This is a genomic window from Demequina sediminicola, from assembly GCF_000975055.1.
GTDB classification, from domain to species: Bacteria; Actinomycetota; Actinomycetes; order Actinomycetales; family Demequinaceae; genus Demequina; species Demequina sediminicola.
Genome location: NZ_BBRB01000001.1, coordinates 85601 through 111213, shown reverse-complemented (window position 1 = coordinate 111213; position 25613 = coordinate 85601). Strand labels below are relative to the sequence as shown.

The window sequence follows — 25613 nt, the reverse complement described above, 5'->3', positions numbered from 1 at the left end:
ATGTCCACCCCGACACCCGCACTTGAACTCCGTGGGCTACGCAAAAGGTTCGGAGCCACCGAGGCCGTCGCCGGCATCGACCTGACGATCCCCACTCACTCGTTTTACGGCGTAGTGGGACCCAACGGTGCCGGGAAGACCACCACGTTGTCGATGGCCACCGGCCTCCTCACCCCTGATTCCGGCCAGGCCCTCGTGCACGGCATCGATCTGTGGGCCGAGCCCGCACGTGCCAAGCCGCTAGTGGGAGTGCTACCGGACGGACTGCATACCTTTGACCGGCTCACCGGCAGCGAACTGATTAGCTATGCCGGACTGATGCGGGGCATGGCCAAAGAGACGGTGCGCGAGCGGCGCGATGACCTCCTGGCAGCCCTCGATTTGGATTCCGCGGGCAGCACGTTAGTCACGGACTTCTCCGCGGGCATGACCAAAAAGATCGCGCTCGCATGTGCCCTCGTGCACGCCCCGCGAGTCCTGGTGTTGGACGAACCTTTCGAAGCGGTGGACCCCGTCTCGGCGGGCGCGATTCGCCGCATCCTGCAGGCGTTCGTCGCATCCGGTGGAACGGTCATCATGTCCAGTCACGTCATGGCGCTCGTCGAACGCCTCTGTGACCACGTCGCCGTCGTGGGAGGCGGCCGCATCCTCGCGGCCGGGACCTTGGACGACGTGCGCGCAGGCCAAGACCTCGAAGACCGGTTCGTGGGCCTCGTGGGAGACACCTCAGATCAGCGGGACTTGTCATGGTTGCGACACTCCTCAGACTGAAGTACACCGTGGTCGCCCACCAATTGCAGCGCGAATGGTGGCGGGCACTTCTTCTCATCGGTGGCGCGGTGTGGTCGCTGACCCTGATTCCGCTCGTGTGGTGGGCGCAAACATGGCTGGGGTTTCAACCGGCCGATGTCCGCACCACCATCGTCGTCATCCTCGCCACGGTGTGTGTGGTGGGGTGGTGGGTGGTGCCCCTCATGGTCACCGGCCTCGAAGACACTCTGGACCCGGGGAAGTTTGCGACCTGGGGTGTGAAGGCCCGCACCTTGCTGCCGGGACTCACCGCCTCCGCATTCCTCACCGTGCCAGCACTGTTCTTCATGATTGTTTTCCTCGTGTTGTCCCGAGGCTGGCGCTACGACGAGCCGGCCGCGCAGGTCGTGGCCGTGATCGGTGCGGTGCTGACAGTCGCGGTCATGGTGGTGGGCGCACGGGTCTGTGTGGCGTGGAGCACGCGAGCCGTCAACAACCGTCGCAGCCGCACTCTGCTGTTCTTGAGCATCGGCCTGGCTGTGGTGATGGTGGGCGTCGCGGGCTGGGCGTTTCTGCGCGACGGACTTGAAGCTGGACTGGAAACCACTGTTCCCGTCGCTGGGGAATGGCTCGCCCGCACCCCGATTGGTGCCGGTGTTGCGGCACCCGGCGCATGGGTAGCGGGGGACATCACGGGTGCTGTGTGGCGGCTGGTGCTGATGGCCGCAACCCTGGTGCTACTGATGTGGGCGTGGAAGAGAGCCATCGCTTACACGCTTACGCACCCGGTTTACCGGGGAGGGGGCCGGCGGCGTAGGACCGATGCTGTCCTCACCCGGGCGAGCGACGCCGAGCCTGCATGGTGGAGGGCTGATGCCCCCACTCGTGCCGTCCGCGCACGCCTCTTGATCTCGTGGGCCACAGATGCCCGCTACATCGTCAATGCCGTGGGCGTGGCCGCGTTGCCGGTAGTGTTCTTTGTTCTCGTGATGCCGATTCTGGAACTTGACCCCAGGTGGGGATTTGCTGCCCCAGTGCTGCTGGCATCGTCGATCGGCTGGGGCCGGCACAACGACGTCGCCCTCGACTCCACCGCACTGTGGATGGACATCGTCTCTGGGAAGCACGGCCGCGCCGTCATGCACGGACGCCTGCAAGCAGTCGCCGTCTGGGCGGTCCCGGCAGTGCTGCTGGCAGCCATCGGGGTGCTCGCATGGACCGGCAGGTGGGCCGATGCCCCAGGTCTGGTGGGCGCAACCCTCGGCACACTAGGAGTCACGCTCGGGATCTCCGCGCTCAGTTCCGTGGCGTTGCCATACCGTGCAGCGGCGCCAGGGGAGAGCCCGTTCGGTGCTGAAGTGGGGTCACTTGGTGCGTCCGTGGCCGCCCAGTTGGTGTCCTCCATCGCCACGCTGATGGTGTTGCCGCTCGTCACCGTGCCCTTCATTTTGTCCCTGACGGTGCACGCCGGCTGGGGGTGGATGGCGCTCGTGACGGGCGTAGCCATGGGTGTCGCGGGACTGTGGGGAGGGGCCTCCGCCGCGGGGTCGCTTTACAACCGCCGCACGGGCGCCCTGATCGGGGCAGTGTCTTAGGGACGCACGCGCGCGAGCGTCGTAGACTGTTCCCCATGAGCGAGACCGACAACGCGCAGCCACAGTCCTCCCCCCAGGGTGGCACCACCACGATCGAACGGGTCGACACCCGGGAGATGGCGGAGCCCGGTGACGCGGAACGCTTTGCCCACTATGTGCGCAAGGAGAAGATCATGGAGTCGGCAATGTCCGGCGACCCCGTGATTGCTCTGTGCGGCAAGGTCTGGGTTCCTGGCCGCGATCCTCAGAAGTTCCCGGTATGCCCCGCATGCAAGGAAATCATTGACGGCGCATTCGGTTCCGAAGGCGACGACGACTAACCAGGTTCCCCCACAGATGAGCACAAGCGCTCTAGGGTAGGAAACGTGTCAACCCAGGAAGAACTCCACCACGAGGGCGCAGTCGCGACCCGAGTCGATGACACCTGGGTCACCATCGTCTGGAACGATCCAGTCAACCTCATGAGTTACGTCTCATACGTCTTCCAGACCTATTTTGAGTTCACCGCCGAGGAAGCAGAAGCGCGCATGTGGGAAGTGCACGAGCGCGGACGTTCCGTGGTCAGCTCCGGCCCTCGCGAGAAGATGGAAGTCGACGTGCAAGCGATGCACGGCTACGGACTCCACGCGACCTACCAACGGAGCGGCGAGTGAAGGGATTCACGGCCACCGGAGACGGCCTTGTCGCGGAACTCGACGAGGAAGAGCGTGCCGTCGTAGCCCGACTGATCGCGGATGTTGCACTACTCCTTGGCTCCGACCAGTTCGGCATGCAACCACCCGTGGACCGGGAGGCATCGAGCGCCGCTGAGGACCTCTTGGCGCCCCTTGCCAACATCACCGAAAGCGCTCAGGAGCCCGCCGACCCCGCACTCCTTGCGCTACTGCCCACCGCGTCCCTTGACGACCGTGAAATCGCAGAAGAGTTCCGCCGTCTGACCGAGAACGACGTCCGCAACCTCAAGATCGCCCGCCTCCACACCATGTGGGAAGGCCTCAGCGGCGACTCCACCAGTTGGATGGTGCCATTCGAAGACGGGCTCGCCACGGCATCGGCCCTCACCGACGTGCGCCTAGTGCTCGCCAGCCGTCTTCACATCCGCAGCGACGACGACACCGAGGTGCTGCGCAGCGAAATCCTCGAATCCATGGGCAGCGACGGGCACGTCGATGACCAGCCCGGTGCCGAGCGCATCTGGATGGGCATGGTGTTTGAGTCCCTTGGATGGCTCCAACAATCACTCATGGATTGCTTGACCGGCGAACGCATCCCACCAGAGAACCCCCAGGAAGGCGGCGACGTTGTCTGATGCACCCATTGGAGTCTTCGACTCAGGCGTAGGTGGTCTGACGGTGGCGCGCGCCATCATGGACCAATTGCCCCACGAGTCCCTCCACTACGTGGGCGACACCAAGTTCGGACCATACGGGCCCCTGCCTATCTCTGACGTACGCAAACACGCGCTCGACATCATGGACACCCTCGTCGACGACGGCGTCAAAATGCTGGTGATTGCATGCAACACCGCATCCGCCGCCGTTCTCCGTGACGCCCGCGAACGCTTCTCCCGCGAGCGCGGCGTCCCCGTGGTCGAGGTCATCGTGCCCGCCGTCCGGCGTGCCGTGTCGCTGACCAAGTCCGGCCGCGTGGGCGTGATTGGCACCACTGCGACCATCACCTCAGGCGCCTATGACGATGCACTCGCCGCTGCGCCCGACGTCAACGTGTTCTCTCAGGCCTGCCCCAAGTTTGTGGAGTTCGTGGAGGCCGGCATTACGTCAGGGCCAGAGGTCATTGACGTGGCGCGTGAATACTTGGCGCCATTGCAGCAGGCCGATGTCGACACGCTCATTCTTGGCTGCACTCACTATCCGATGCTTCTCGGAGCCATCGGCTACGTCATGGGCCCCGACGTGACGCTCGTGGACTCCGCTACCGAGACGGCAATCGACGTCTACCGCGCACTCACCGCACACGGCCTCGAACATGAACCGCGCGGGCTCGCAGACCATCGCTTCTCCGCAACGGGGGAGACAGCGCGCTTCGAACAGCATGCGCAACGTTTCTTAGGGCCCGTCGTGACGTCAGTGGAGCGCCTCAGCTGATGCGCCTCACCGTGGTGGGATGCTCAGGTTCCGTCCCGGGACCTGCGTCCCCGGCGTCGTGTTACCTCATCGAGGCCACAGACGATGCCGGCAAGACGTGGCGCATCGCGCTCGACATGGGCTCCGGATCACTAGGAGCACTGCAGCGCTACTGCGATCCGCGCCAACTCGATGCCGTCGCCATCACTCACTTGCACCCCGACCACTGCGCTGACCTCGCCGCATTGCACGTCTACCTCAAGCACCACCCCGACGGCCCCACCACCGTGCCCGTGTATGCGCCCTTCGGAGCAAGCGGACGCATCGATCAACTCCGTGGCGCCAGCAGCCACTCCGACGTCCTCACCCCCATCGTGTGGCAGGCGTCAGGCGAGGCCCGCATCGGCCCTGTGCTGTTGACCTGTGAAGCCGTCACCCACCCCGTTCCCGCCTACGCCCTGCGGATCGAGGGGCCAAGTTCGAAGCCCACACGAGCATCGGCCGTGATCGCCTACTCCGGTGACACAGACGTGTGCGACGGACTCGAGGTCGCTGCCGCCGGCGCGGACCTCTTTGTCTGCGAAGCGACATACCTCAGCACCGATGACCACGACCGTGGCGTGCACCTGACGGGCGCCGATGCGGGAGCCACCGCAGAGAGTGCCGGAGTGGAGCACCTACTCCTCACCCACATCCCACCGTGGACCGACTGCGCCAACGTGCTCGCCGAAGCCGTAGGCACCTATGCAGGCAAGACCACCCTCGCGCATCCAGGGCAACACTTCGAGGTCTGACAAGGGCCGTTAGGCTCTAAGCATGAGCGACATCACCCGCGCCGATGGGCGCAAGACCGACCAACTCCGTCCCGTCACCTTTGAACGCGGCTTCCAGCGCAACGCGGAAGGCTCCTGCCTCGTCACGTTCGGCAACACGCGCGTGCTGTGCTCCGCATCGCTCACCGAGGGTGTCCCACGCTGGAAGAAGGGTTCCGGCGAAGGATGGGTCACCGCCGAATACGCCATGCTTCCCCGCGCTACCGACACCCGTAACTCCCGCGAGTCCGTCAAGGGCAAGATCGGTGGCCGCACCATGGAAATCTCGCGACTGATCGGCCGCTCACTGCGTGCCGTCGTTGACGTGAAGGGCCTAGGAGAGAACACCATCGTGGTGGACTGCGACGTGCTGGATGCTGACGGTGGCACCCGTACCGCAGCCATCACTGGTGCCTACGTGGCGCTCGCCGATGCTGTCGCTTACGGCCGCGCACAAGGCTTCATCAAGCCCGGCGCTGCACCGCTGACCGGTTCCGTGTCCGCCATCTCCGTGGGCATCATCGACGGCGTCCCGATGCTGGACCTGCCCTACGAAGAAGACGTACGCGCCCAGACTGACATGAACGTCGTGATGACCGGCGACGGCGGCTTTGTCGAAGTCCAGGGCACCGCGGAGGGTGCACCCTTCAGCAAGGCCGAGCTCGACGAACTCCTCGCACTCGCTACCTCCGGCAACGCCGACCTCCATGCCATGCAGATCGCGGCGCTGGACGCCACCGACGGCCCGGTGCGCTGATGTTCCGCCTCGCGATCGCGACCCACAACGCGCACAAAGTCGGGGAGATCTGGGCAATCCTGGAACCCCTGGTGCCGGGCGTGACTCGCGAGGAGGTCGGATCATCTGCGGACCTCGGTGCCCAGGCCCCGGTGGAAGACGGCGTCACCTTCGAGGCGAACGCGCTGATCAAGGCGCGTTCGCTCGCCGCCTCCACAGGGCTGCCGGCCATTGCTGACGACTCGGGGATCGCGGTGGATGTGTTGGGTGGCGCGCCGGGAATCTTTTCCGCACGCTGGGCTGGACGCCACGGCGACGACGGCGCGAATCTGCAGCTGCTGCTTGACCAGCTTGCCGATGTTCCCGACGAGGAACGCGGTGCGGCCTTTGTGTGTGCCGCTGCGCTGGTGCTGCCCAGCGGGGAAGAGCACGTGGTTGTGGGACGCATGCCCGGTGTGCTCCTACGCGAACGCCGGGGTAGCCATGGGTTCGGTTACGACCCGATTTTCTTGGGCGCCGGGCAGACCCTGTCGAATGCCGAACTCGATGCAGACACCAAGAACGCGCTGTCTCACAGGGGAACGGCGTTCCGCTCGCTAGCTCCCTACGTGGCGCAAGCCCTCACGTCCCCCTAATCCCCACCCCCGCCTTTTCCCCGCCAAATGGCTCCATTTCGCTGTTTTGAGGCGTCTAGACAGCGAAAAACAGCCACTTCGCAGGTGGTGGAGCGCTGGTTGGTGGAGCGCTGGTGGTGTCTGCCCGCCAGTGGGTTTAAGGGAGCATGCCGCAGTGCGCCAACGCGCGCCGCAGCAACGTGTCCTGCCCACCAGTCATGTCTGCGAGCACCTCTTCGCTCGCTGCCTCTTCAGGTGTAATCCACACGATGTCGAGGGCATTCTGGCTGGGCTCGCAGTCGCCGTCGACCGGCACCACATACGCCAAGGCCACGGCGTGCTGACGCGAGTCAAAGAACGGCGTGACGCCAGCGGTGGGGAAGTACTCGGCAACGGTGAACGGGTTTGGCGACGCCGGAATGCGCGGCAATGCGACACTGCCCAGGTCTTTCTCAATGTGGCGGATCAGCGCGTCGCGAATGCGCTCGTGGTACAACACTCGGCCTGCAATCAGCGCCCGGTGGATCGAGTTGTCGTCAGCACGCAGCAGCAGGCCCACTTCCGTGACCTGCCCAGCACTGTCGACTCGCACCGGAACAACGTTCACGTACAGCACCGGCAAATGCTCGCGCACATGCTCAAGTTCGTTCTTGCTGAGCCATCCAGAAGGTTCCGAGGGCAGTTCTGCCATATCCGTCATAGTTCCATTGTGTCTGCCACGGCGTGCCAACGGAACCGCGCGCGCCGAACCTCTGAAAGGGTAGAGCGGAATACTCGGCCCTGAGGAAGTGTTAAGGCTGCATCCAGGGACGCAACTAGGAAGGAAATACCCACATGGCAACTGTGGACTTGACCAAGGAAACGTTTGAGCAGACAGTCACCAAGGACGGCATCGTTCTGGTGGACTTCTGGGCTGAATGGTGCGGCCCGTGCAAGCGCTTCGGACCTGTCTTTGAAGCATCTTCAGAGACCAACCCCGAGGTTGTGCACGCCAAGATCGACACCGAAGACCAGCCTGAGCTTGGTCAGCAGTTCGGTGTGACCTCGATCCCGACCCTCATGGCTTTCCGTGACGGCATCATGGTGTTCCAGCAGGCAGGCGCGCTCCCCGCGCCGTCGCTGCAGCAGGTTGTCGACGCAGTCGAGGAACTCGACATGGACGAGGTCCGCTCGAAGCTCGCTGAGCAGCAGGGCTAAAGCCTCACACACGTTCAAAGGGCTCCCGTTCCAGGATTGGAACGGGAGCCCTTTGCTGTGTTGTGATCTCGTGCGCGAGGGGGGACTTGAACCCCCACGTCCTAGGACACTGGAACCTAAATCCAGCGCGTCTGCCAATTCCGCCACTCGCGCGAGGGCACCAGGATACGGGAGTCGCTGGTGGCCCGGTGACCGTTTTAGACGTCGAGCGCCTTGCGTAGGCGTGCGACGTGGCCGGTGGCCTTGACGTTGTATTGGGCAAGTTCGATCTTGCCGTCAGGGTCTACGACGACGGTGGAGCGGATCGAGCCGACGACGGTCTTGCCGTAGTTCTGCTTCTCACCCCATGCGGCGTAAGCCTCTTGGATGGACTTGTCCTCGTCGGAGACCAGGGTGAAGGTCAGGCCTTCTTTTTCGCGGAACTTTGCGAGCTTCTCTGGGTTGTCCTTGGACACGCCGACGACGACATATCCGGCGGCCTGGAGTGCGTCGAGTGAGTCGCGGAAGTCGCATGCCTGAGTGGTGCAGCCGGGCGTCATTGCGGCAGGGTAGAAGTACAGGATGACGTGCTTGCCGCGCTGATCTGCCAGCGCAAATGTGCCGGTGTCGGTGGATGCGGTGAAATCGGGGGCGGTGTCGCCCACTTCAAGACGGTTTTCGCTCATGATCCAACGGTAACGTGTTCTCCACAGGGCCGATGCGGTGGGCGCCCACGGCTTGGTAGCGTCGCCTCCACCACAGCGGGCAGGGGCTTCCACACCGGGGTTTCTGGCATAGGGGGAGAGTCATGGAAACGTGCGCATATTGCGGTGCTAGTCAGTATTCGCGGTTGGCTGAGCCGAGCAATGGGGCTTCGAGTCAGTGGTGCCAGTGGTGTGGAGTTGACCAGGCAAGTCAGGAGTATCGGGTCCTGGTCGATGCTCGCGCTGCGATTGCCGAATGTGACGAGAAGACGCAGCGCATCGCGGCTCGTCGGCAGGAGTGGGTCGTTGCTGACCGCCAATGGCGCGCTCACATTGCGCAGCTAATGGCAACGCCGGCTCGTTCCGCTGCGCCGTCAACCGCCGTACCTGCTGCGACTGCACCGTCTGCCACCACGCGTTCTGCGTCGATGGGTCCCGCTTCTCAGATTGTGCCGCACGCCACGCCCCCTGCGCCGGCATCGGCCCCGTCTGGAGCGTCGGCCCCTTTTCCAGTGCCGGAGACAACGCCACAGCGTCACGTCGCAGCTCCGGTCCTTCTCGGCATCGGCGGCGCCGCGCTCTTGATCGTTTCTGCGCTGGTGTTTGTAGCGTTCAGTTGGCAGACGTTGTCCCCGTGGGCCGTCGCGCTCATGGTGGGAACGTTGGCTGCGGGAGTCGGTGCTCTGGCCGTGTGGTTGGGACGCAAGAGCCTGCCCGCGACGTCAGGTGCCGCTGGCGTGGTGGCGATGGGGTTCACGTTTGTGGCCGTCACTGCTCTTCAACCACCTGATGGGGTCCTTCTGGTCGTGAGCGTAGGGCTTGTGCTGTCAGTGCTGATGGGGGTGGGTCTAGGGAAGCTCGGCGTTTCTGGTGTGACGTCCGTGGCATCGTTCCTGTGCGGACCCGCTGCCATCACGCTGGTTCTTTCGACTTTGGACTGGGCGCCCGAGGCTGCTTGGCTGGTGGGCCTTGTGGGTGCTGCTGGTGCGCTCACTGTCGCTGTTACTCATCGCTGGTGGCCCACGGTGTGGACTCGTCGCTGGGTTCGTATTGGTGCGAGCGGCGCGGCCGCGGTGGCTGTGGCCGTCGCAAGTGTGATCGCGGCACTGGACGCTTCCCCTGATGGGCTGACTCTCGTGGGAGCTGTGCCGGCTCTTCTGGTGTTGGCGTGGCTTGGTTGGCACTGGAAGCGCACGCCGCTGGTCGCTTTCGCACTCACTGCACCCCTGTGGGCAGGTGCCATTGCGCTCACTAGCACTGAGGCGCTCGTGGCGCCGTGGGCGATGTCGGTGACCGCAGTCTGGGCGGCCGTTGTCGTCACAGGTTCTGTGCTGGATGGTGCTCGCAAAGCGGCACTGTGGAGTGGCGCTGCGGTCTGGACGATCCCGGTATCCCTGACGATGCTGGGCCTGGCTGGACCGTCTATCCCGGCTTTGATTTTCGCTGAGTCCGTTCCCGCCGAGGTTCCTGTCACGGGGGTGACGTGGTGCCTCGTCGCCATTGTGCTGTGGGCTGTCGCACGTTCCGTCTCAAGCGCCGATGCCGCATCGGTTGCCGCGATTGCGGGCTCGGTCGCAGCAACGGTGGGTCCTGTGGCAACGCTCACTGGGCTGCGTGGATACCTCGATGTTGGAGCCGGTGGAGCGAGCTCGGCAACAGGCGCGTCAGAGGCATGGTTTGTGTATGGAGCGGTCGCAGCGGGAGCCATCGTCACGGCACTGACTGTGCGCTATTGGCCGACGCACGGCTCCCGATGGACCGCCGGCATCGGCGCCATTGTTGTGGTGACCGCGCTCGGCTTGGCCGGGTCGCTGGCGCTGGCCTCCGGGGTGCAGTGGCCTGCCGTTGGTGCCGTCGTCGTGGCGCTCGTTTTGTTGGCGACCGGCAGTCGTTGGTCGCAGACCGCCGTCGCTGGCCCGATCGTCTTTGTGTTGTCTTTCGCAATCGGTGCCACCGTGGTTGCCCTGACCGAAGCAGAGCTGTGGGGCGTTGCCGCCGCGGCGGTCGTGGCGGCGCTCGCGGTGTGGGCCGCTGGCATCGTGCGTGAGGCCTGGGGTGGCGCGTCTCGCGTGGCGTGCGCGTTCGGTGCGGTACCAGCGCTCTTGGGTGGAGCGACTATTGCCGTCACTGCTTTCGCTCTCGGGCTGCTGAGTTTTGTGCCCAATGGTGCGGCGACAGCGGCGTCTGCCCGTGCCTTCGCAGCGGACAACTGGTGGGCGCCCACTGGTGTCGTGTGCCTCATCGCGTTGGCGTGGGCGCTCAGGTCCGCGACAAGAATTACCTCCGCTGGACGTGAGGGTCTGTTGGCCGCAAGCGCTGCGCTCGCGGCACTCGCTGTCGTGCCCGCCACCAGTGCAGTTCAGAGCCTCCTCGAGCCCAGCACGGATACGAGCTTGCTGGTGTTTCCCGTGGTGTTCGCGGTAGCGTCATGGTGGGCACTTGCCGTGGCCCCCACGCCCGTGGCTCGCACCGTGGTGTGGATCACGGGTGCGGTGCTTGTCTCGCTCGCCTCGCTCAATGTGGTGGCGGCGCTCGCACTGGGAGACGTGTCGGCAGTGCTCGGACTTGCGGTGGTGATCCTGGGGCTTGCCGCCCTTGTGATTGCCGGGCTCTGGCGACCTCTGATCGTGACTGCTCCCATTGTTGCGATAGCAACGCTTGTGCCAGCGGCGCTGATGTTCAATCTGGGCGCGTCCGCCGAATGGGCCTTGCTGGCTACTGCGGCCGCCACAGCAGTCGCGGCATGGGTACTGCGGATCTTCCCGCGTATTGACCGCCTTGCGGCTGGCTTTGGCTTGATTCCTGGCTTGGCCGCGACGGCTGGTCTGGTGGTATGGGCGACGTTTGAAGCGATCGAACGATGGGGCTCAGGCTCGATCGCCAACGCGAGCGATGGCACCTGGTGGGTTGCCGCGACGGCCGGAGTGGTAGGCATCGGCGTGGTGAGCGTGCGTGAGTGGCGCCAGATCTACGCCCCCGTGTGTGCGGCGCTGCTGGTGATGGCCACAGTGAGCTTCGATGCTCCGTGGACCTGGGCCTCGCTGGTGGTGGCCGGCATCGGCGTCGTGGGCGCAGACGCGCTCGGTTGGAGGTTGCCGTGGTCGCGGCGAACCGCACTCGCCCTCGCGGCCTCTGGCGCGGTGTGGGCAGGAGGCGACGGGTGGGCATGGGGCTTGGTGCTACTCGCTGTTGCGCTCGTATCCGAACGCATTGCGCTGACGAGCCGCCACCGGTATCGAGTGGTGCTGCTCAGTGTGGCGGTGCTGTCGTCAGCGGCAGCGGTATGGACGCTCCTGAGTGTTGCCGGGGCTCCGCGCGAGTTTGCTGCGCTGGTGGCTGTCATCGTGGGTCTCAGCATGGCGCTGGCTCCGCGGATGCTTGCCGTCGACTCGCGACGAGTGTCCTTGGTGACAACGGCGGTGATTCTGACCGTGTTGATGCCCGTCGCCGCTGGGTCGCTCGCCGGAGCTGGAACCGTGTTGGTCGTCATGGCTGGCGGGTGGTGGCTGGTGGCGCTCAAGTCGGATCGCCGGCTTGTGTGGTGCGCGTATGCCTCGTTGTCGCTCGGAATCGGTGTGTGGCTGGGAGCTGGCGGAGTAGGCGTCGTGGAGGCGTACCTTGCAGTCCCGGCGGTCGTTGCACTGACGTACGGTATTCGCTCACTGGTGCGTGACACACAACAGCGCTCCGTTCGCGCATTGTGGCCGGGGTTGGTGCTCACGCTCACGCCCTCGCTCGTCATGCTGGTGGTTGAACCCGACAGTCTGATCCGCGTGATGGCACTGACCGCTGGCGTGGTGGCACTCGCGGTCGTTGGTGTCCTGCAGCGTTGGATTGCACCCGTGGGCGCGGCTGCGATTGCGGCGGTAGTGCTCGCGCTGACCCAGGCCGGTGCAAGTGACTCGCTGGTGACACGGTGGGTCGCCTTTGGGCTTGTGGGAATCCTCCTCATTGCCCTCGCTGCCACCTGGGAGAAGCTGCGCAAACTACGCTGACGGAGGTGGACATCCACGGATTTCACACGCGCGCGAGTTCCTGCTAAAGTTGTCTTTCGCAACGCGCAGTCGCGTGCCAAGCACCTCTAGCTCAATTGGCAGAGCAACTGACTCTTAATCAGTGGGTTCTGGGTTCAAGTCCCAGGGGGTGTACGACGGTCATGAAAGCCGCTCTACGGAGCGGCTTTTGTGCTTTCTAGACCATCGACGGGCGCTCTCAGGGGCCTAGAAGTGTGGGAGGGGCAAGCAATGAAGCGCAAGTACAAGTACGCCGCGTTGGGGGCTGGTGCGGTAGTCGGAATCGTTGCGGTCGGTGGTGTGATTGTCGCTCGCGGCCAGGGTTCAACGGACGTGAATGAGTTGGTGCCGGCGTTTGCTTTGCCGCAGACCCATCAGGACCTTGACCTCGCGGACATTAACTCCGAAGCCTTTGACACCCTCGACTCTGAGTCTGTGCGCTGGGCCGGGCAGGATTCGAGCATGCAGTACTGGGTCGCGCGACAGGGAGACCTCGTCTGTCTGCTGGTCAGTGTTGAGAGAGATGACGACGATGAGGGTGCAGTCGCGTCGTCGTGCAATGCGCCAGAGGATTTTGCCGCACGCGGGCTAGCCGTTGGACTGCGCGCCGAAGACGGTGTGGCAGCCGAGGTGTACTTGCTGCCAGCCGATGTGATCGTCTCGGATCTGGGCGTAGACCAGGGGGAAGGCGCGGAAGGCTCTCGCGTTGTGTTGAACGATGATCGCGCCAATGTAGTGGCGTCAGACGGTGCTGCTTCGGGGCTCGCGCCGACTGAACTCTCTCGCGAAGGGGGAGAGCCGTTTGCGTTCACCCCGCTGAACTAGGGCTGGATGGTGGTGGCGACGCTGCCGAGTTGTGCGCACTTGCTCACACTGCTCTGCAAAAAGAAAGCCCCGCCCTCAGCGCCATGTCTGGCGCGAGGGCGGGGCTTGTGCAATGTTGTTAGCCAGTGACTGCGAGCTGGCCGTCCGAGGAGAACACGAGGCCAACGGCCACGTCTCCATTGAGGATGGCGTTCTTGGTCAGCGGGCCACCAGCGTCGAGCGACAGGAACTGGTCAACTTCTACGCCGTAGGTCTCTTCTAGACCGATCTGGCAGAAGGTGCGCTCGGGGCACTCGGGAGGTCCACCCAGCGCGATTCCACCGCAGGTTTCTGCGAGGTCCGTGAGGGTTGAGACCTCGTATTCCTGTGCAAAAGCGGAGGTGACGGCGAACGCGTTCTGGTCCTGAGCATCGGCTGGGCTACCGATGACGATGCCCTGGTCCGCTGCGAGCGGTTCCAGCGCGGCTACGGTGGCGGAGATGTCGCCGCTCGCGACGGGCTCGGCGTCGGAGCCGTTGGCGCTCAGGTTGAGGTACTCGGTGAACGTGGCTGCGTACTCGGGGACGATGTCGATCTCGCCGTTGAGCAGTGCAGGGAGGTACGTTTCGCGGGTGCCGATTTCACGGACTTCAGTGTCGTATCCGGCGTCGTCGAGGACTTCGCTGTAAATCTCGGCGAGAGTGATGTTCTCGGAGAAGTTGGCGGCGCCGATGGTCAGTGATGAGCCGTCGCCGGTCTCTGCGATGGAGAGGCCTGACTCTTCAACCCAGTTTTCCGCTACTTCTTCTGAGGTTTGGCGGTCGATGTCGACGGCCTTGTTGAGCTCAATCAGCGTCGGGGTGTCCAGAGCGGCAGACACGGCGTCGAGAGCTTCCAAGATGGGGTCGGTGGCGGAGTCCGCGTTGAGTGCCGGAATGATGTTGTCGCTGTTTTGCAGCATCATGTCGTCGTCGAGGACTACCAGCTGTTCGCCTGGAACGGGAAGACACTCCACTGCTCCTGCAGCCATGGTGGTGTCGTCGCTTGAGGCGGACTCGGATGACTCGGTGGTGCTATCCGAGGAACAGCCGGCCAGCACCAGGCTGGCGGCTGCGAGCGCAGCAAGGGGGAGAGTACGGGTGTGCATCTGAACTCCTTGTGTGAGGGACGGTCATGGAGGGTAACCGCAGGTACGGCGCAAATGTTCCCACAGCGACATCTTCAGGCTAGGCCGCTGTGGGGTGTTGCGCACGCGGTACGGGAATTAGTGGGCTTTGGCGCTTTCACGGAGGGGCCGCGGGGTCGCGGAACGTTGCAGGATCGACATGACTCCGTCGATCATGAGGGACAGCACGGCGATGATGACGGCGCCGGCGAGGACCTGCCCATAGTTTTGCGTCGCGACACCGGTATTGATGATGACTCCGAGCCCGCCGCCGGCAACGAGCGCCGCGAGGGGGACGGTGGCAACAGTTTGCACGGTGGCGGTGCGAAGCCCTGCGGCAATGAGTGGGATGGCGAGGGGAAGTTCGACCTTCAGTGCGACCTGCCGGCGGGTCATCCCTTGGCCGAGTGCTGCGTCGCGTACGTCGGCGTCAACGTTTGACATTCCGGTGAAGGCGTTGGTGAGCACGGGTGGGAACGCGAAGATGGCGGCGGCCAGGATGACGGCCATATTGCCGATGCCGATGGCCGATGCCGCGAAGAGTGTCAGGAGCGCGAGGGTCGGCATGGCTCGGGTCACGTTGGAGACTACGACGGTGGCGGTGCCACCTTTGCGGACGTGCCCGAGGAAGATCCCTAGGGGTAGAGCGACGATGATGGCGAGCGTGACGGAGGCGAAGGACAGCCAGAGGTGCTCGAGGCCGAGCGCCAGGATGGAGTCGCGGGCGAAGGTCCAGCCGCCGTCAAAGGTGGGGGAGGTAAGTCCGTTCGCCCCGGTCCAGTTCTCGGGGGTGGTGAGGTAGTCCCACGCGTCGGACACGGTGCTCATGTGGGCCTCCTTTGTGTCCAAGGAGTGAGCGCGCGGCCGATGAGCATCAGGAGCAGGTCAAAGATCAGTGCGAGCGCAAGGCACAGCAGTGTAGCCGTCATGATTTGGGCGCGATAGTTGGAACCCAGGCCCCGGAACATCAACTGCCCCAGGCCGCCGTAGCCGACGACCACGCCCACAGTGACGAGAGCAACAGTGGTCACGGTCGCGATACGAAGTCCCGCGACGATTGAGGGCAGTGCCAGCGGCAGTTCGACGCGCCACAGGAGCTGCCGCTCTGTGAGGCCTTGGCCGCGCGCTGCGTCAACGACATCGCGGTCAACACCCTGGAGTCCGACCACAAGGTTGCGCACCAGCACCAGGAGCGCGTACGCCACCAAGCCAATGAGGACGGTGGTGCGGCCAATGCCTGTGAACGGAGCCAAGAGCGCAAAAAGAGCGAAGGAGGGGATCGTGTACAGGACGCCAGCCGTGCCCACGATGGGTCCGGTCAGCCACTTCACGCGGCGCGCCAGTACGCCCAAGGGCGCCGCGATGAGGACCGCGATGAGGACGGCCTGAACAGTCAGCGTGGTGTGAATCACCAGTTGTTCGGAGACTTCTCCCCAGTTATTGGCGATGTAATCCCACGAAAACCAGGGATTGGGCACCGAGTCCATACCCAGACGCTACAGGGCGTTGCGCACCACAGGCGAGAAGCGGCACGCTACGGTGGCCAAATGGACCACGGCGGCATCACGTTTTCTCATGTGCGCAAGGAGTACCCCGACGGCACGGTCGCGGTAGAGGATCTCACCCTTGAGGTGAGGCCTGGAGAGATCATGTGCCTGGTAGGGCCCTCTGGCTGTGGCAAGTCGACCACGCTTCGTATGGTCAACCGGCTGGTGGAACCCACGAGCGGCACTATCACGGTTGACGGTGCCGATGTGATGTCGCAGCCGGCCGTCGAACTGCGTCGCTCTATTGGCTACGTGATCCAGCATGTGGGGCTTTTGCCGCACCGGCGTGTGGCAGACAATGTGGCGACGGTGCCCTCACTGATGAAGTGGCCCAAGGAGCGCACCGCGGCTCGAGTCGATGAGTTGCTGTCGTTGGTGGGCTTGGAGCCCGACGTGCATGGTGTGCGCTACCCGCATGAACTCTCTGGTGGCCAGCGTCAGCGTGTGGGCGTGGCTCGTGCGCTCGCGGCAGAGCCGCCCGTGATGTTGATGGATGAGCCTTTTGGTGCTGTTGACCCGCAGGGCCGTAGGCGGTTGCAGCAGGAGTTCATGCAACTGCAGCGCCAACTGGGTTTGACTGTGGTGATGGTGACTCACGACATGCGCGAAGCGGCGCTGATGGCTGACCGTGTGGCGGTGTTCTCCACGGGAGGAGTCCTCGAACAGCTGGGTTCCGCGGAGGAAGTGAGTGAGTCGCCCGCGAATGAGTTCGTCGCGGACTTTGTCTCCGACTTTTCGTAGCGTCTGTTGTTTAGTCGGCTCGCGGCGCGGAGTGCGTCGAGGGCGCTGACACGACGGACGATGCGGTCCGTGCTGAGGCGTGACGCGGCGGTGTCGCAACGGAGGTCCTTGACGGGGGCGTCGTGGGCGTTGACGACGAGGCGCTCTTGGATGAACCCGCGGAACGACCGGTCACGAGTGCGGTCCAGCCGGAACTTCCAGCCTTGTCGGTTTCCGATGCTGCGCGTGGCTCGCGCCACTTCGAGCGCCACCAGGCGACCATTCCGCCCTCGGCCTCGACGGCATCGCGTTCGCGGCGCTCCTCGGTCTGGCGCATTTCGCGGTGACGGCGGCGTCGGCGTCCGGTGGTGACGATGCGGTACACCGCAGCGCCCATGAGGATGAACACGACGATGACGAGTACTGGTGTGAAGAGTGCGACGATGCACAGCAAGACGGAGATGGCGTCCTCTGCAAAGGAAGCCAAGGGTGCGCCGGTGCCGCCGGTGGTGGCGTTAACTGCAGGTCGTGAACTGGCCTTGCCGAGGTGAACTGCCAGGGTAATCAGAGCGCCAACGATGCCGGCGACGACGGGGTTCTCTTGCCAGAAGCTCGAAGCGTCGATGACTTCGGATGCGGCTGCAGCGGCAAACAGGATGCCGCCCACGATGGGGCGGACGATGGTTTGCAGGAGATCGTTGATGTGATCAACGCCGGGGATCTTGTCGAGGATCATCTCGAGCACGAGCAGGACGGCTGCGCCGATGATGAGTGGCCAGGATTCGAGCCACAGGAGTTGCTCTGGCAGAACGATGAAGTCTGTGAAGCGTGCGAACAGTCCCACCATGAGTAGGGGAATGAACGCGTTCAGTCCCGCGGCGGCGGAGAGTCCTGCTCCGGTCAGCGCTGCCAGCATGTGTGTCCTCCGTCAATGGGCTAGTCCAACTGGTCAAGAGTACCCGCCGAGGCCTCTTCCGGCCCTCATGCAAGAAGCCCCCGGCACATTGCCGAGGGCCTCTTACGAATGGGGTGGCTAACGGGACTTGAACCCGCGGCCCCCTCGACCACAACGAGGTGCTCTACCAACTGAGCTATAGCCACCATTGATCCTGCATGGCAAGACCGGAAAAATCATACCGTGCTTGCAGTGGTGTGTGTGACACCGAGGCGAAGTTTCCTTTAGGGAAGTGCGCCACCTTCGTGTTCTGCGCCTACCTTCTTTGCGGCGGCAGTGGCGGTGTCGGTATCGGGGCCGGGCAACTCGACCAGCACGGTCTCACGGTAGTAGCGCAGTTCTGTGATGGAGTCGCGGATGTCCCCTAGAGCTCGGTGGTTGCCAGTTTTGGGGGGAGCGTTGAAGAAGACTCGCGGGTACCAGCGCCGTACGAGTTCTTTGAGTGAGCTCACATCGACGACGCGGTAGTGCAGATACTCGGTCAGTGCTGGCATATCGCGTGACAAGAAAATGCGGTCCATGCCTACCGTGTTGCCGGCGAGGGGTGCCTTGCCTGGGTTGGGGACGTGCTCTTTGACGTAGGCGAGAACCTGTTCCTCGGCATCGGCCATGGTGGTGCCGTGCTCGAGTTCGGGGAGGAGGCCGGAGTCGACGTGCATTTTGGTGACGAAGTCGTTCATGCCTTCGAGCGCTTCCGGCTCGGGCTTGATGACGACTTGCACCCCATCCCCTAGGACGTTGAGATCCGCGTCGGTGACGAGGCACGCCACCTCGATGAGCGCGTCACGCTCGGTGTCGAGGCCGGTCATTTCACAGTCGATCCACACCAGGGGAGAGTCAGGCATACCTCCACTGTACGGCGCGCCAGGCCTCCGTTGTGCAGGCGCATCGTCCTAGGGGTTGACGAATCGCACGCGACATGGTTGGTTAGTTGGTGAAGTAACTAACCGACAGGGAGGGTGGTGCGAGCGTGGACGACAGCCGGCCGTTGTTTCAGCAGATCGCGGAACAACTCGAAGCGCAGATTCTTGACGGCAGCCTTGCCGAGGAGTCCGCGGTGCCGTCCATCAACGCCCTCGCCGCCTTCCACCGGATTAATCCGGCAACCGCACTCAAAGGCGTCACTCAACTGGTTGACGCCGGAGTCCTTTACAAGCGCCGGGGAGTGGGCATGTTTGTCGCTCCAGGCGCCCGGGAGCGCCTTCGTGCGCAGCGCAGCGAGGAGTTTTCGGCCGAGTACGTCCGGCCCCTCGTGGTGCACGCTCGCGCACTCGGACTGAGCGCCGCACAAGTCCACATCATGATTGACAAGGAGATGTCGTAATGTCCACCGCCATCGAGGTCGCTGGCCTCACCAAACACTATGGCCAGGTCACCGCTGTCGACGATGTGTCCTTCGCCATCCCTGAAGGAAAAATCACGGGACTGCTCGGCCGTAACGGAGCCGGCAAGACCACGCTGATGTCCTTGCTGACGGCACAGGAATTCGCCACCCAGGGAACCATTCGTGTGTGGGGTGAGGACCCCGTCGAGAACGCTGCCGTGCTCAGCCGCATGTGCTTCATCAAGGAGTCGCAGGTCTACCCCGATTCCTTCAAGGGATCGCACGTGCTTCGCTCCGCCCAGTGGTTCTTTCCACGCTGGGACGTCGAGCTGGCACAAGAGCTCGTCGACCTCTTCGGCGTGCCCACCAACCGGCCCGTCAAAAAAATGTCCCGAGGACAACGAAGCATGCTCGGAGTGGTGATCGGCTTTGCCTCGCGTGCCGATGTGACATTCTTCGACGAGCCCTACGCCGGCCTCGATGCAGTGGCACGCAAACGTTTCTACGACGTTCTCCTCGAGCAGTACTCCGAATCTCCTCGCACTGTGGTGCTGTCGACGCACCTCATCGATGAGGCGTCGCACCTCTTGGAACAGGTCCTCGTGGTGCACGAAGGATCACTCGTGATTGATGCCAACGTGGATGACCTGCGCGGATCCGCGGCGACCCTCGTGGGCCGCGCCTCTGACGTTGACCTCTTCGCGACCGGCCGTGACGTCCTGGACCGCAGCCACATCGGCGGTATCGCCTCCGTCACCATCGCTGGACTCAACGATGCTGACAAAGCCCTTGCCGCATCGGCCGGGCTTGAAGTCTCCACAGTGTCTCTCCAAGAACTCATCGTGCGCCGCACCGGTGCCAACCCCGCGGAGGAAGCAGCATGAATCCCGTCGCCCACACGGAGCAGGTCGCTCCCATCCACGTGCCCTCGCCAGCTCAACGACTGTTCAACGTCTCGCGACTCCACGTCGCCAACCCTTACCCCACCCTGGTAGTCCCCTGGGCGATTACCGCCGTGATCTTTGGGCTCAACATCGCCATCGCACAGATGGTGGTGTCCGCGGCAGGCGGCACAAGCAACCTGGACGCTGACGCATTCCAGTACAACGGCGGCATCACGTGGATCGTGGTCTTCATGCTGGTGGTGGGCGTGCAGGCTATGAGTTTGACGTTCCCGTTCGCCTTGGGATTCGGCGTGACTCGCAAGGACTTTTACTGGGGATCGACGCTCTACTTCGTGGGACTCTCAGTGCTCTACGCGACGGGCTTGACGCTGTTGTCATGGCTCGAGCGAGCCACCGACGGCTGGGGAATCGACATGGCGTTCTTCCAGCCCTGGGGTCTCATGGAGAACCCGCTCAGTACCGTGTGGCTGCTCTATGCAACGTCGCTGCTGGGAGCGTTCTTTGTAGGCGCCGCGACCTCTGCCGTATGGGTCCGGTGGCGTGCCATCGGCATGTACGTGTTCTTCTCCGCGCTTGCGATCATCGTGGTCGGAGCGGGATGGCTCATCACGTCAACCAACTCCTGGGCAAAGGTCGGTGAGTTCTTCACCAGCACGTCCATCGAAGCCCTCGCACTGTGGTCGCTACCCTTCACCGGCATCGTCGCGCTCGTGGGCTACACACTCATCCGCCGTGCGACGTCGCGCTAGTGGACGCGCTACCCGTGCTCTACGTCAGGTGAAGCCACTTCAACAGTGAGCAGACCGGCGCCCTGGCCGGGCTGTTTCGACCACGTCACCGTGACTGACAGCGCGCCATCGTCGAAGTGGCGAGTCCGGCCCGCATCGTCTGAGCGCGTGGTGCCTTCAGGAGTGAAGCCTGCGTCCTCGAGAGCGCCCACGTAGTCATCGAAACTCAGAGCAGGGCCGGTGACGGCCGCTTGCCATCCCTCCGATGTGGCATCGGCTGTGGTGTGGCCCCATTCAGGAACTGGGACAGACTCTGGCCAGTCGCTCGGAACATCGGAGGCAGAGGTCAAGAATGACGACGCATAGTCACCCATCGGGTCCGCTGCACGCTCCGTAGAGCCTCCCCAAGCACTCTCTGCATCCCCGCTGGGTTGAAAAGCGGTGCGCAACTCTGCGGGTAAAGGTGTGGCACGCATGCATCCTCCTCGACGACTAGGCGTTGCCTGGCAAACGTGCGGCGTTCTGCGACTGTTCCCGTGCCTTCGCGTCTGTGGAGAGCGCACGCGGCTTACGGTCGGTCAGCGAAAGTCCCGCGATCGTACTGAGCCGGCCAGTAGTTCACGTCGACACCCAATTCGTGCGCTGCACGCAACGGGAAGTGTGGATCACGCAAGAATTCGCGTCCCGCCATCACCGCGTCGGCCTCGCCCCTCGCCACGATGGCCTCTGCCTGGTGCGGATCCGTGATGAGCCCCACTGCCGCCACGGGAACTTCAGCACCCTCGCGAACGGCCGCCGCGAAAGGCACCTGATATCCGGGGCCTACCGTGATGCGCGCATCGGGCAGGTTGCCACCGGAGGAGATGTCAATCAGGTCGGCACCAGCATCGCGAGCCCAACGGGAGACCTCCACCGTCTGCTCAAGCGTCCAACCCTCGGGTTCGATCCAGTCCGTTGCTGACAGGCGCACGAACACGACGGCCTCCGGTGCTGCTTCGCGGACAGCGCGGATGACGTCGAGCATGAGGCGCGCGCGATTCTCGAGGGAGCCGCCGTACTCATCGGTGCGATCGTTCGACGCAGGGGAGAGGAACTCGTGCAGGAGATAGCCGTGTGCTGCGTGGACTTCGAGCACGTCAAAGCCGGCTTCCACGGACCTGTGTGCGGCCTCAGCGAATGCCTCGACGATGTCCGCAATCTGTTGATGAGTGAGGGGTTGGGGGTCTGCGAGTCCGCGGAACGCCAACTCCGATGGACCCACCGGAGTCCATCCGCCGTCGTCGTGCGGAACCACGCCTCGCCCTGACCACGAGCGGTACGTCGAGGCTTTGCGTCCCGCATGTGCCAACTGAATGCCAGCCGTCGCCCCTTGAGAGTGAAGGAAGGAAACGATCTTCGTCCAAGCATCGGCCTGTTCGTCATTCCAGATCCCCGTGTCCCACGGAGAGATGCGACCTTCGGGGACCACTGCTGTGGCCTCCGCAAGCACCAAGCCTGCGCCTCCGCGAGCCATGCCGCCCAGATGCACAAGGTGCCAGTCGGTGGGGACACCATCGCGTTCCTCGCACGAGTACTGACACATGGGCGCCACCCACAGGCGGTTGCGGAAGGTCGTGGAACCCACTGTCATGGGGGCGAACAGGGCAGAAGAAGTCATGGGGTCCTCTCGGGGGATGTGTCATCACAACGCTGTGGAGGTGCGTGGTCATTCCCGACGAGTGGTGATCGTGGCGCCCCCGACAGGACTCGAACCTGCAACCTACGGATTAGAAGGCCGTTGCTCTATCCATTGAGCTACGGGGGCCAGTGCACAGCTCGCGCGCTATCTACACCACGAGGTCGAGGCGACGATGGCGGCGGCGTACCTGCCTAGGGTAGTACGCACGTAGGGGTGGGGTGCCGCACCTACCTGCATGAGCATCGGCGCTTACCTGCGCAAGCATGGGTTCGGTGTCCGTGTGCCAAGTACACATCAGGGATGATGGCCGGTAGCCTGAACCCAGCGCAAGTGGGAGGAACCGCACAAGAAATGACGATTCGGCCGATCAAGACGTGGTCGTACCCTGGCGCGCTCCTCGACGCACTCGTGGACACGCGCCGTGTGGTGGTGGATTTGGAGTTGCCCATCCCGCTTGGCAACGCTGAAGAAACCCGCGAACTGCGCGCTCATTTGCTCGACCAACTTGACCATCACCTCATCCCGCGCGTACGGGAAGAGGCGTCTCCGGCAGTGGTGGTGGTGGCAGGTTCCACTGGTGCGGGAAAGTCGACCGTCGTCAACGCGCTGCTCGGTGAGCAGCTCACCGCATCGGGCGTCCTGCGTCCCACCACACGCATCCCGCACGTCTTCCACCACCCGCTCGACGCGGAAGTACTGACCTCCGTTGCCGACGACGCCAAGGTGATGGCCACTGACGCAGTCCCGCGTGGCCTCGCGTTAGTGGATTCCCCTGACCTCGACTCTGTGAGTGCTGAGAACCGGGACGTCGCCGAGAACCTCCTTGAAGCCGCCGACCTCTGGATTTTTGTGACCACCGCGGCCCGCTACGGCGACGCTGTTCCATGGGATGCGTTGCGGCGTGGCGCAGAGCGCGGCGCTTCGATTGCGATGGTGCTCAACCGGGTGACGACCGACGTCGCCGCGCAGGTACGCCGCGAACTCGTGCAGCGCCTCGAACAGGAGCACCTGGACTCGCTTCCGCTCTTTGTCATTCCTGAAGACATTCGGGGAGGGAAGGACCTCCCGGCCGATGTCGTGGGCGGTCTGGGACGCTGGCTCGAGTCAGTAGCCGCAGCCTCCGCTGGAACCATCGTGGAACGGACGATGCACGGTGCCACCGAGTCACTGAAGGAGTGGCTGGAGACGCTTGCGGAGCGTATGGACGATCAGGTTGCCGCGGCCAAGGAAGTGCGCGCCGAAGTGCGTCGCTGCGCCGCTCAGGCAGAGGCCAAGGGTGGCGCCCAGTGGTACGAAGAGATTTCCACCGGAGTGCTTGACGCGCGGTGGGAGGGTGCCTGCGCAGAGGGCGGTCCGCTCTACAAGTTGCGTCACAGCATGTGGACCAAACGCCGTTCCGCGCGTGAACAACGCGACGAGATCGTGCACGTCATCCATAAGGACATACTCGCGTCAGTCGAGGCGACCCTCGCCGCAGCTGCCGGCGACGCCTCCGACACGATGGTCGAGGCACTCACGGACGGCCACGATTCCCCCGGAACGTGGCTAGCCGCCCAGCGTGACCCACGAGACGCACGGATTGTTCGCGAGCGCCGTGCTGCCGATGCCGCGCGGACGTGGATGTCGAAGTGCTCCGAGCACGTCATGGCTCTCCCCGGCGCGCAACGTGGCGCCGAGATCATCGGGGAAGAGGGGCTCTCCGTGGCGCTCGCGTCCGCCGCACTCGGCATTAGCGGTGCGCGGAGCGTCCTCGGGGTTCTGGTGACCCCCAACGTGGGAGATGTGGTGCACCTGGCTCGCGCCGAACTTACTGGCTCGAGGCGCTATTGCATCAACCGTGAGGCGCTCGACATGATGAAGCCCACCGACGTGCCGTCGCTCCTTCCGGAAGTGTCCTCCACAGTTCGTTTGCGCCGCGCCGAGCTACGGGGGCTGATGTGAGCGTCCAATTCGTGCCGCTGTCACCGCGATCTGAGACGGTCGTGCTCGGCGAACGCGTCGCGCGTTTGCGAGCCGCGATGGAATGGGCTTCCGAAGCAATCCCGCCGCACGTGCGAGACCACGTGTTCACCACCATCGACCGCTGTGAAGAGCGGCTCGCGCTCGGCGTCGACCACACCATCGTGGCTCTGGCAGGCGGCACAGGCTCCGGAAAATCGACGCTGTTCAACGCACTCGTGGGCCGCGAGTTTGCGGTTCCCGGTGTTGCCCGTCCCACCACCGCGCACGTGACCGCTGCCTCCTGGGGTACTGAAGCAACCGAACTGCTGGACTGGCTCGATGTATCTCCTGTCCGGCGTTTTGAACGGGTGATTGACGAGCTCGACGACGAGGACGAGATCAACTTGGCCGGCATGGTGCTGCTGGACCTTCCGGACCACGACTCCGTGAACGCCGACAACCGCGAGACTGTCGACCGCGTGGTGCCGATGGCCGACTTGCTGCTGTGGGTCGTTGACCCCCAAAAGTATGCCGACCATGCCCTGCACTCCGCCTATCTGGAAGCAGCCTCACGACAGCAGCGGCCATCGCTCGTGGTGCTGAATCAGGTTGACCGGCTCTCCACCGAAGATGCGTGGGCTGTCTCACGCGACCTGCAACGCCTCTTGGCCGTCGACGGCATGACCCAAGTGCCAGTGATGCCAGTGAGCGCACGAACCGGGCAGGGCCTTGATGTGCTGCGCGCTGAACTGGGCGGTGCGGTCGCCGCGCGCTCAGTTGCCGCCGAGGCCGTGCGGGCTGAACTCGTGGATGCCGGACGGCAACTCTCTGGTGCACTTGCGCGCGGAACTGAACCAGTGTTGCCCGACGTCGACGGGCTCGTTGACGTGCTGGCGCGTGCCGCCGGTGTAGACGCCAGGGCCGATGCCGCTGCCGCTCGCGCGCGTGGTGCCTCCACTGATTTATCGAGTCCCCTCCGACTGACCATTGCCGCTGCAGAGAGAGAACGGCTCGATTGGGTCGACGCCGCCACTGCGGGGTTGCCGCCCACCTGGCGGCAGGTCGTAGCCGATGCGATCGCGAATGGTGAGACGCTGAAGCAGGACTTGGAGATAGCGCTTGCCGAAGCCCCGTGGCCCGCGATTGACCGCCCCTCCGGAATCAAGGCGCTGTTTGCACGTGCGGGGGCCGCTTCGCGAGCAAAGAAGAAGACCCTTGAGGTGGGCAGGTCCGCCGTCCGTGCCGTACTGGTGCCGGAGGTGGTTGAGCCCACGGAGACCATCCACCAGGCGTATCGCGCCATGGATGAATTGACGCAACTCGATGTAGGGAAGCCTGCAGCAACAGGAACGGAGCAGTAAT

Annotated in this window: 27 protein-coding genes and 4 tRNA genes; 19 read left to right on the top strand and 12 right to left on the bottom strand. The window is 64.1% G+C overall.

What is annotated here, in order from left to right; translation table 11 throughout:
• Genes AOP79_RS00535 through rdgB form a run of 9 tightly spaced genes read left to right on the top strand, consistent with a single transcriptional unit; the run spans position 1 to position 6612 of the window.
• Positions 1-771, top strand: coding sequence for an ABC transporter ATP-binding protein (locus AOP79_RS00535; RefSeq protein ID WP_062069338.1), 771 nt, complete (start codon positions 1-3; stop codon positions 769-771).
• The gene (locus AOP79_RS00530) at positions 747-2345 is read left to right on the top strand and encodes a hypothetical protein (RefSeq protein ID WP_062069334.1); all 1599 of its coding nucleotides are present in this window, start codon (positions 747-749) and stop codon (positions 2343-2345) included. The genes AOP79_RS00535 and AOP79_RS00530 overlap by 25 nt, the downstream gene beginning before the upstream one ends.
• 35 nt (positions 2346-2380) lie before the next feature.
• Positions 2381-2665, top strand: a complete 285-nt coding sequence (locus tag AOP79_RS00525; protein ID WP_062069331.1) for a DUF3039 domain-containing protein — start codon at positions 2381-2383, stop codon at positions 2663-2665.
• 45 nt (positions 2666-2710) lie between these two features.
• A complete protein-coding gene (clpS, locus tag AOP79_RS00520; RefSeq protein WP_062069328.1) occupies positions 2711-2998 on the top strand; it encodes an ATP-dependent Clp protease adapter ClpS in 288 nt (95 codons plus the stop codon).
• Positions 2995-3654, top strand: coding sequence for a DUF2017 family protein (locus AOP79_RS00515; RefSeq protein WP_062069325.1), 660 nt, complete (start codon positions 2995-2997; stop codon positions 3652-3654). Before clpS ends, AOP79_RS00515 begins: the two co-directional genes overlap by 4 nt.
• Entirely contained in the window at positions 3647-4450 is an 804-nt protein-coding gene (gene murI / locus AOP79_RS00510; RefSeq protein WP_062069322.1) for a glutamate racemase, read from the top strand. The genes AOP79_RS00515 and murI overlap by 8 nt, the downstream gene beginning before the upstream one ends.
• Complete coding sequence (locus AOP79_RS00505) at positions 4450-5223, top strand: MBL fold metallo-hydrolase (protein WP_062069319.1); 774 nt, start codon at positions 4450-4452, stop codon at positions 5221-5223. The genes murI and AOP79_RS00505 overlap by 1 nt, the downstream gene beginning before the upstream one ends.
• A gap of 22 nt (positions 5224-5245) precedes the next feature.
• A complete protein-coding gene (gene rph / locus AOP79_RS00500; RefSeq protein WP_201774421.1) occupies positions 5246-5998 on the top strand; it encodes a ribonuclease PH in 753 nt (250 codons plus the stop codon).
• Positions 5998-6612: an RdgB/HAM1 family non-canonical purine NTP pyrophosphatase gene (gene rdgB / locus AOP79_RS00495; RefSeq protein WP_062069316.1), complete on the top strand. Its 615-nt coding sequence runs from the start codon at positions 5998-6000 to the stop codon at positions 6610-6612. The genes rph and rdgB overlap by 1 nt, the downstream gene beginning before the upstream one ends.
• Before the next feature lie 136 nt (positions 6613-6748).
• Here the strand turns inward: rdgB and AOP79_RS00490 are convergent, their stop codons facing one another.
• A complete protein-coding gene (locus AOP79_RS00490) occupies positions 6749-7291 on the bottom strand; it encodes an NUDIX hydrolase family protein (RefSeq protein WP_152647938.1) in 543 nt (180 codons plus the stop codon).
• Between the two features lie 134 nt (positions 7292-7425).
• On the opposite strand from AOP79_RS00490, the gene trxA reads away from it, so the two are divergent.
• Positions 7426-7788: a thioredoxin gene (gene trxA, locus AOP79_RS00485; protein ID WP_062069310.1), complete on the top strand. Its 363-nt coding sequence runs from the start codon at positions 7426-7428 to the stop codon at positions 7786-7788.
• Positions 7789-7859: 71 nt separating this feature from the next.
• On the opposite strand, the gene AOP79_RS00480 is transcribed toward trxA, so the two are convergent.
• A tRNA-Leu gene (locus AOP79_RS00480) sits at positions 7860-7941 on the bottom strand.
• A 44-nt stretch (positions 7942-7985) separates the two neighbouring features.
• Positions 7986-8453, bottom strand: a complete 468-nt coding sequence (gene bcp / locus AOP79_RS00475; RefSeq protein WP_201774420.1) for a thioredoxin-dependent thiol peroxidase — start codon at positions 8451-8453, stop codon at positions 7986-7988.
• Between the two features lie 164 nt (positions 8454-8617).
• Between bcp and AOP79_RS00470 the strand changes: the two genes are divergently transcribed.
• The 3 genes from AOP79_RS00470 to AOP79_RS00460 all read left to right on the top strand — a co-directional run bounded on the left by AOP79_RS00470 (position 8618) and on the right by AOP79_RS00460 (position 13309).
• A complete protein-coding gene (locus AOP79_RS00470; protein ID WP_152647937.1) occupies positions 8618-12466 on the top strand; it encodes an SCO7613 C-terminal domain-containing membrane protein in 3849 nt (1282 codons plus the stop codon).
• Between the two features lie 80 nt (positions 12467-12546).
• Positions 12547-12619 (top strand) — tRNA-Lys (locus tag AOP79_RS00465).
• A gap of 96 nt (positions 12620-12715) precedes the next feature.
• Complete coding sequence (locus tag AOP79_RS00460; protein ID WP_062069290.1) at positions 12716-13309, top strand: hypothetical protein; 594 nt, start codon at positions 12716-12718, stop codon at positions 13307-13309.
• Positions 13310-13427: 118 nt separating this feature from the next.
• Here AOP79_RS00460 and AOP79_RS00455 read toward each other — a convergent pair whose 3' ends face one another.
• The 3 genes from AOP79_RS00455 to AOP79_RS00445 all read right to left on the bottom strand — a co-directional run bounded on the left by AOP79_RS00455 (position 13428) and on the right by AOP79_RS00445 (position 15940).
• Entirely contained in the window at positions 13428-14435 is a 1008-nt protein-coding gene (locus AOP79_RS00455) for a glycine betaine ABC transporter substrate-binding protein (protein ID WP_062069286.1), read from the bottom strand.
• Positions 14436-14552: 117 nt separating this feature from the next.
• Positions 14553-15281 carry an ABC transporter permease gene (locus tag AOP79_RS00450; protein ID WP_062069283.1) on the bottom strand — a complete coding sequence of 243 codons (729 nt, stop codon included), beginning with the start codon at positions 15279-15281 and terminating at the stop codon, positions 14553-14555.
• Positions 15278-15940: an ABC transporter permease gene (locus AOP79_RS00445; protein ID WP_062069280.1), complete on the bottom strand. Its 663-nt coding sequence runs from the start codon at positions 15938-15940 to the stop codon at positions 15278-15280. Before AOP79_RS00445 ends, AOP79_RS00450 begins: the two co-directional genes overlap by 4 nt.
• 60 nt (positions 15941-16000) lie before the next feature.
• On the opposite strand from AOP79_RS00445, the gene AOP79_RS00440 reads away from it, so the two are divergent.
• Positions 16001-16741 carry an ABC transporter ATP-binding protein gene (locus AOP79_RS00440; RefSeq protein WP_062069277.1) on the top strand — a complete coding sequence of 247 codons (741 nt, stop codon included), beginning with the start codon at positions 16001-16003 and terminating at the stop codon, positions 16739-16741.
• Between the two features lie 10 nt (positions 16742-16751).
• Here AOP79_RS00440 and AOP79_RS11485 read toward each other — a convergent pair whose 3' ends face one another.
• From AOP79_RS11485 to orn, 3 genes are all read right to left on the bottom strand, one after another.
• Positions 16752-17636: a DUF4126 domain-containing protein gene (locus tag AOP79_RS11485; RefSeq protein ID WP_082093239.1), complete on the bottom strand. Its 885-nt coding sequence runs from the start codon at positions 17634-17636 to the stop codon at positions 16752-16754.
• Positions 17637-17745: 109 nt separating this feature from the next.
• Positions 17746-17821, bottom strand: a tRNA-His gene (locus AOP79_RS00430).
• A gap of 78 nt (positions 17822-17899) precedes the next feature.
• Positions 17900-18520 (bottom strand): oligoribonuclease, encoded by a 621-nt coding sequence (orn, locus tag AOP79_RS00425; RefSeq protein WP_062069274.1) that lies wholly within the window; start codon positions 18518-18520, stop codon positions 17900-17902.
• 125 nt (positions 18521-18645) lie between these two features.
• Here orn and AOP79_RS00420 point away from each other — a divergent pair, with 125 nt between their 5' ends.
• The 3 genes from AOP79_RS00420 to AOP79_RS00410 are packed head-to-tail and all read left to right on the top strand — an operon-like array spanning position 18646 to position 20653.
• Positions 18646-18999 (top strand): GntR family transcriptional regulator, encoded by a 354-nt coding sequence (locus AOP79_RS00420; protein WP_062069271.1) that lies wholly within the window; start codon positions 18646-18648, stop codon positions 18997-18999.
• Complete coding sequence (locus AOP79_RS00415; RefSeq protein ID WP_062069268.1) at positions 18999-19883, top strand: ABC transporter ATP-binding protein; 885 nt, start codon at positions 18999-19001, stop codon at positions 19881-19883. The genes AOP79_RS00420 and AOP79_RS00415 overlap by 1 nt, the downstream gene beginning before the upstream one ends.
• A complete protein-coding gene (locus AOP79_RS00410) occupies positions 19880-20653 on the top strand; it encodes a hypothetical protein (protein ID WP_062069265.1) in 774 nt (257 codons plus the stop codon). The genes AOP79_RS00415 and AOP79_RS00410 overlap by 4 nt, the downstream gene beginning before the upstream one ends.
• Positions 20654-20661: 8 nt before the next feature.
• Here AOP79_RS00410 and AOP79_RS00405 read toward each other — a convergent pair whose 3' ends face one another.
• The 3 genes from AOP79_RS00405 to AOP79_RS00395 all read right to left on the bottom strand — a co-directional run bounded on the left by AOP79_RS00405 (position 20662) and on the right by AOP79_RS00395 (position 22436).
• A complete protein-coding gene (locus AOP79_RS00405) occupies positions 20662-21108 on the bottom strand; it encodes a hypothetical protein (RefSeq protein ID WP_062069262.1) in 447 nt (148 codons plus the stop codon).
• Positions 21109-21200: 92 nt separating this feature from the next.
• Positions 21201-22289 (bottom strand): NADH:flavin oxidoreductase/NADH oxidase, encoded by a 1089-nt coding sequence (locus AOP79_RS00400; RefSeq protein WP_062069259.1) that lies wholly within the window; start codon positions 22287-22289, stop codon positions 21201-21203.
• Positions 22290-22360: 71 nt separating this feature from the next.
• Positions 22361-22436 (bottom strand) — tRNA-Arg (locus AOP79_RS00395).
• Between the two features lie 225 nt (positions 22437-22661).
• Between AOP79_RS00395 and AOP79_RS00390 the strand changes: the two genes are divergently transcribed.
• Positions 22662-24251, top strand: coding sequence for a dynamin family protein (locus AOP79_RS00390; protein ID WP_062069256.1), 1590 nt, complete (start codon positions 22662-22664; stop codon positions 24249-24251).
• Positions 24248-25612: a GTPase gene (locus AOP79_RS00385; protein ID WP_152647936.1), complete on the top strand. Its 1365-nt coding sequence runs from the start codon at positions 24248-24250 to the stop codon at positions 25610-25612. The genes AOP79_RS00390 and AOP79_RS00385 overlap by 4 nt, the downstream gene beginning before the upstream one ends.
• The last annotated feature ends 1 nt before the right edge of the window (position 25613 follow it).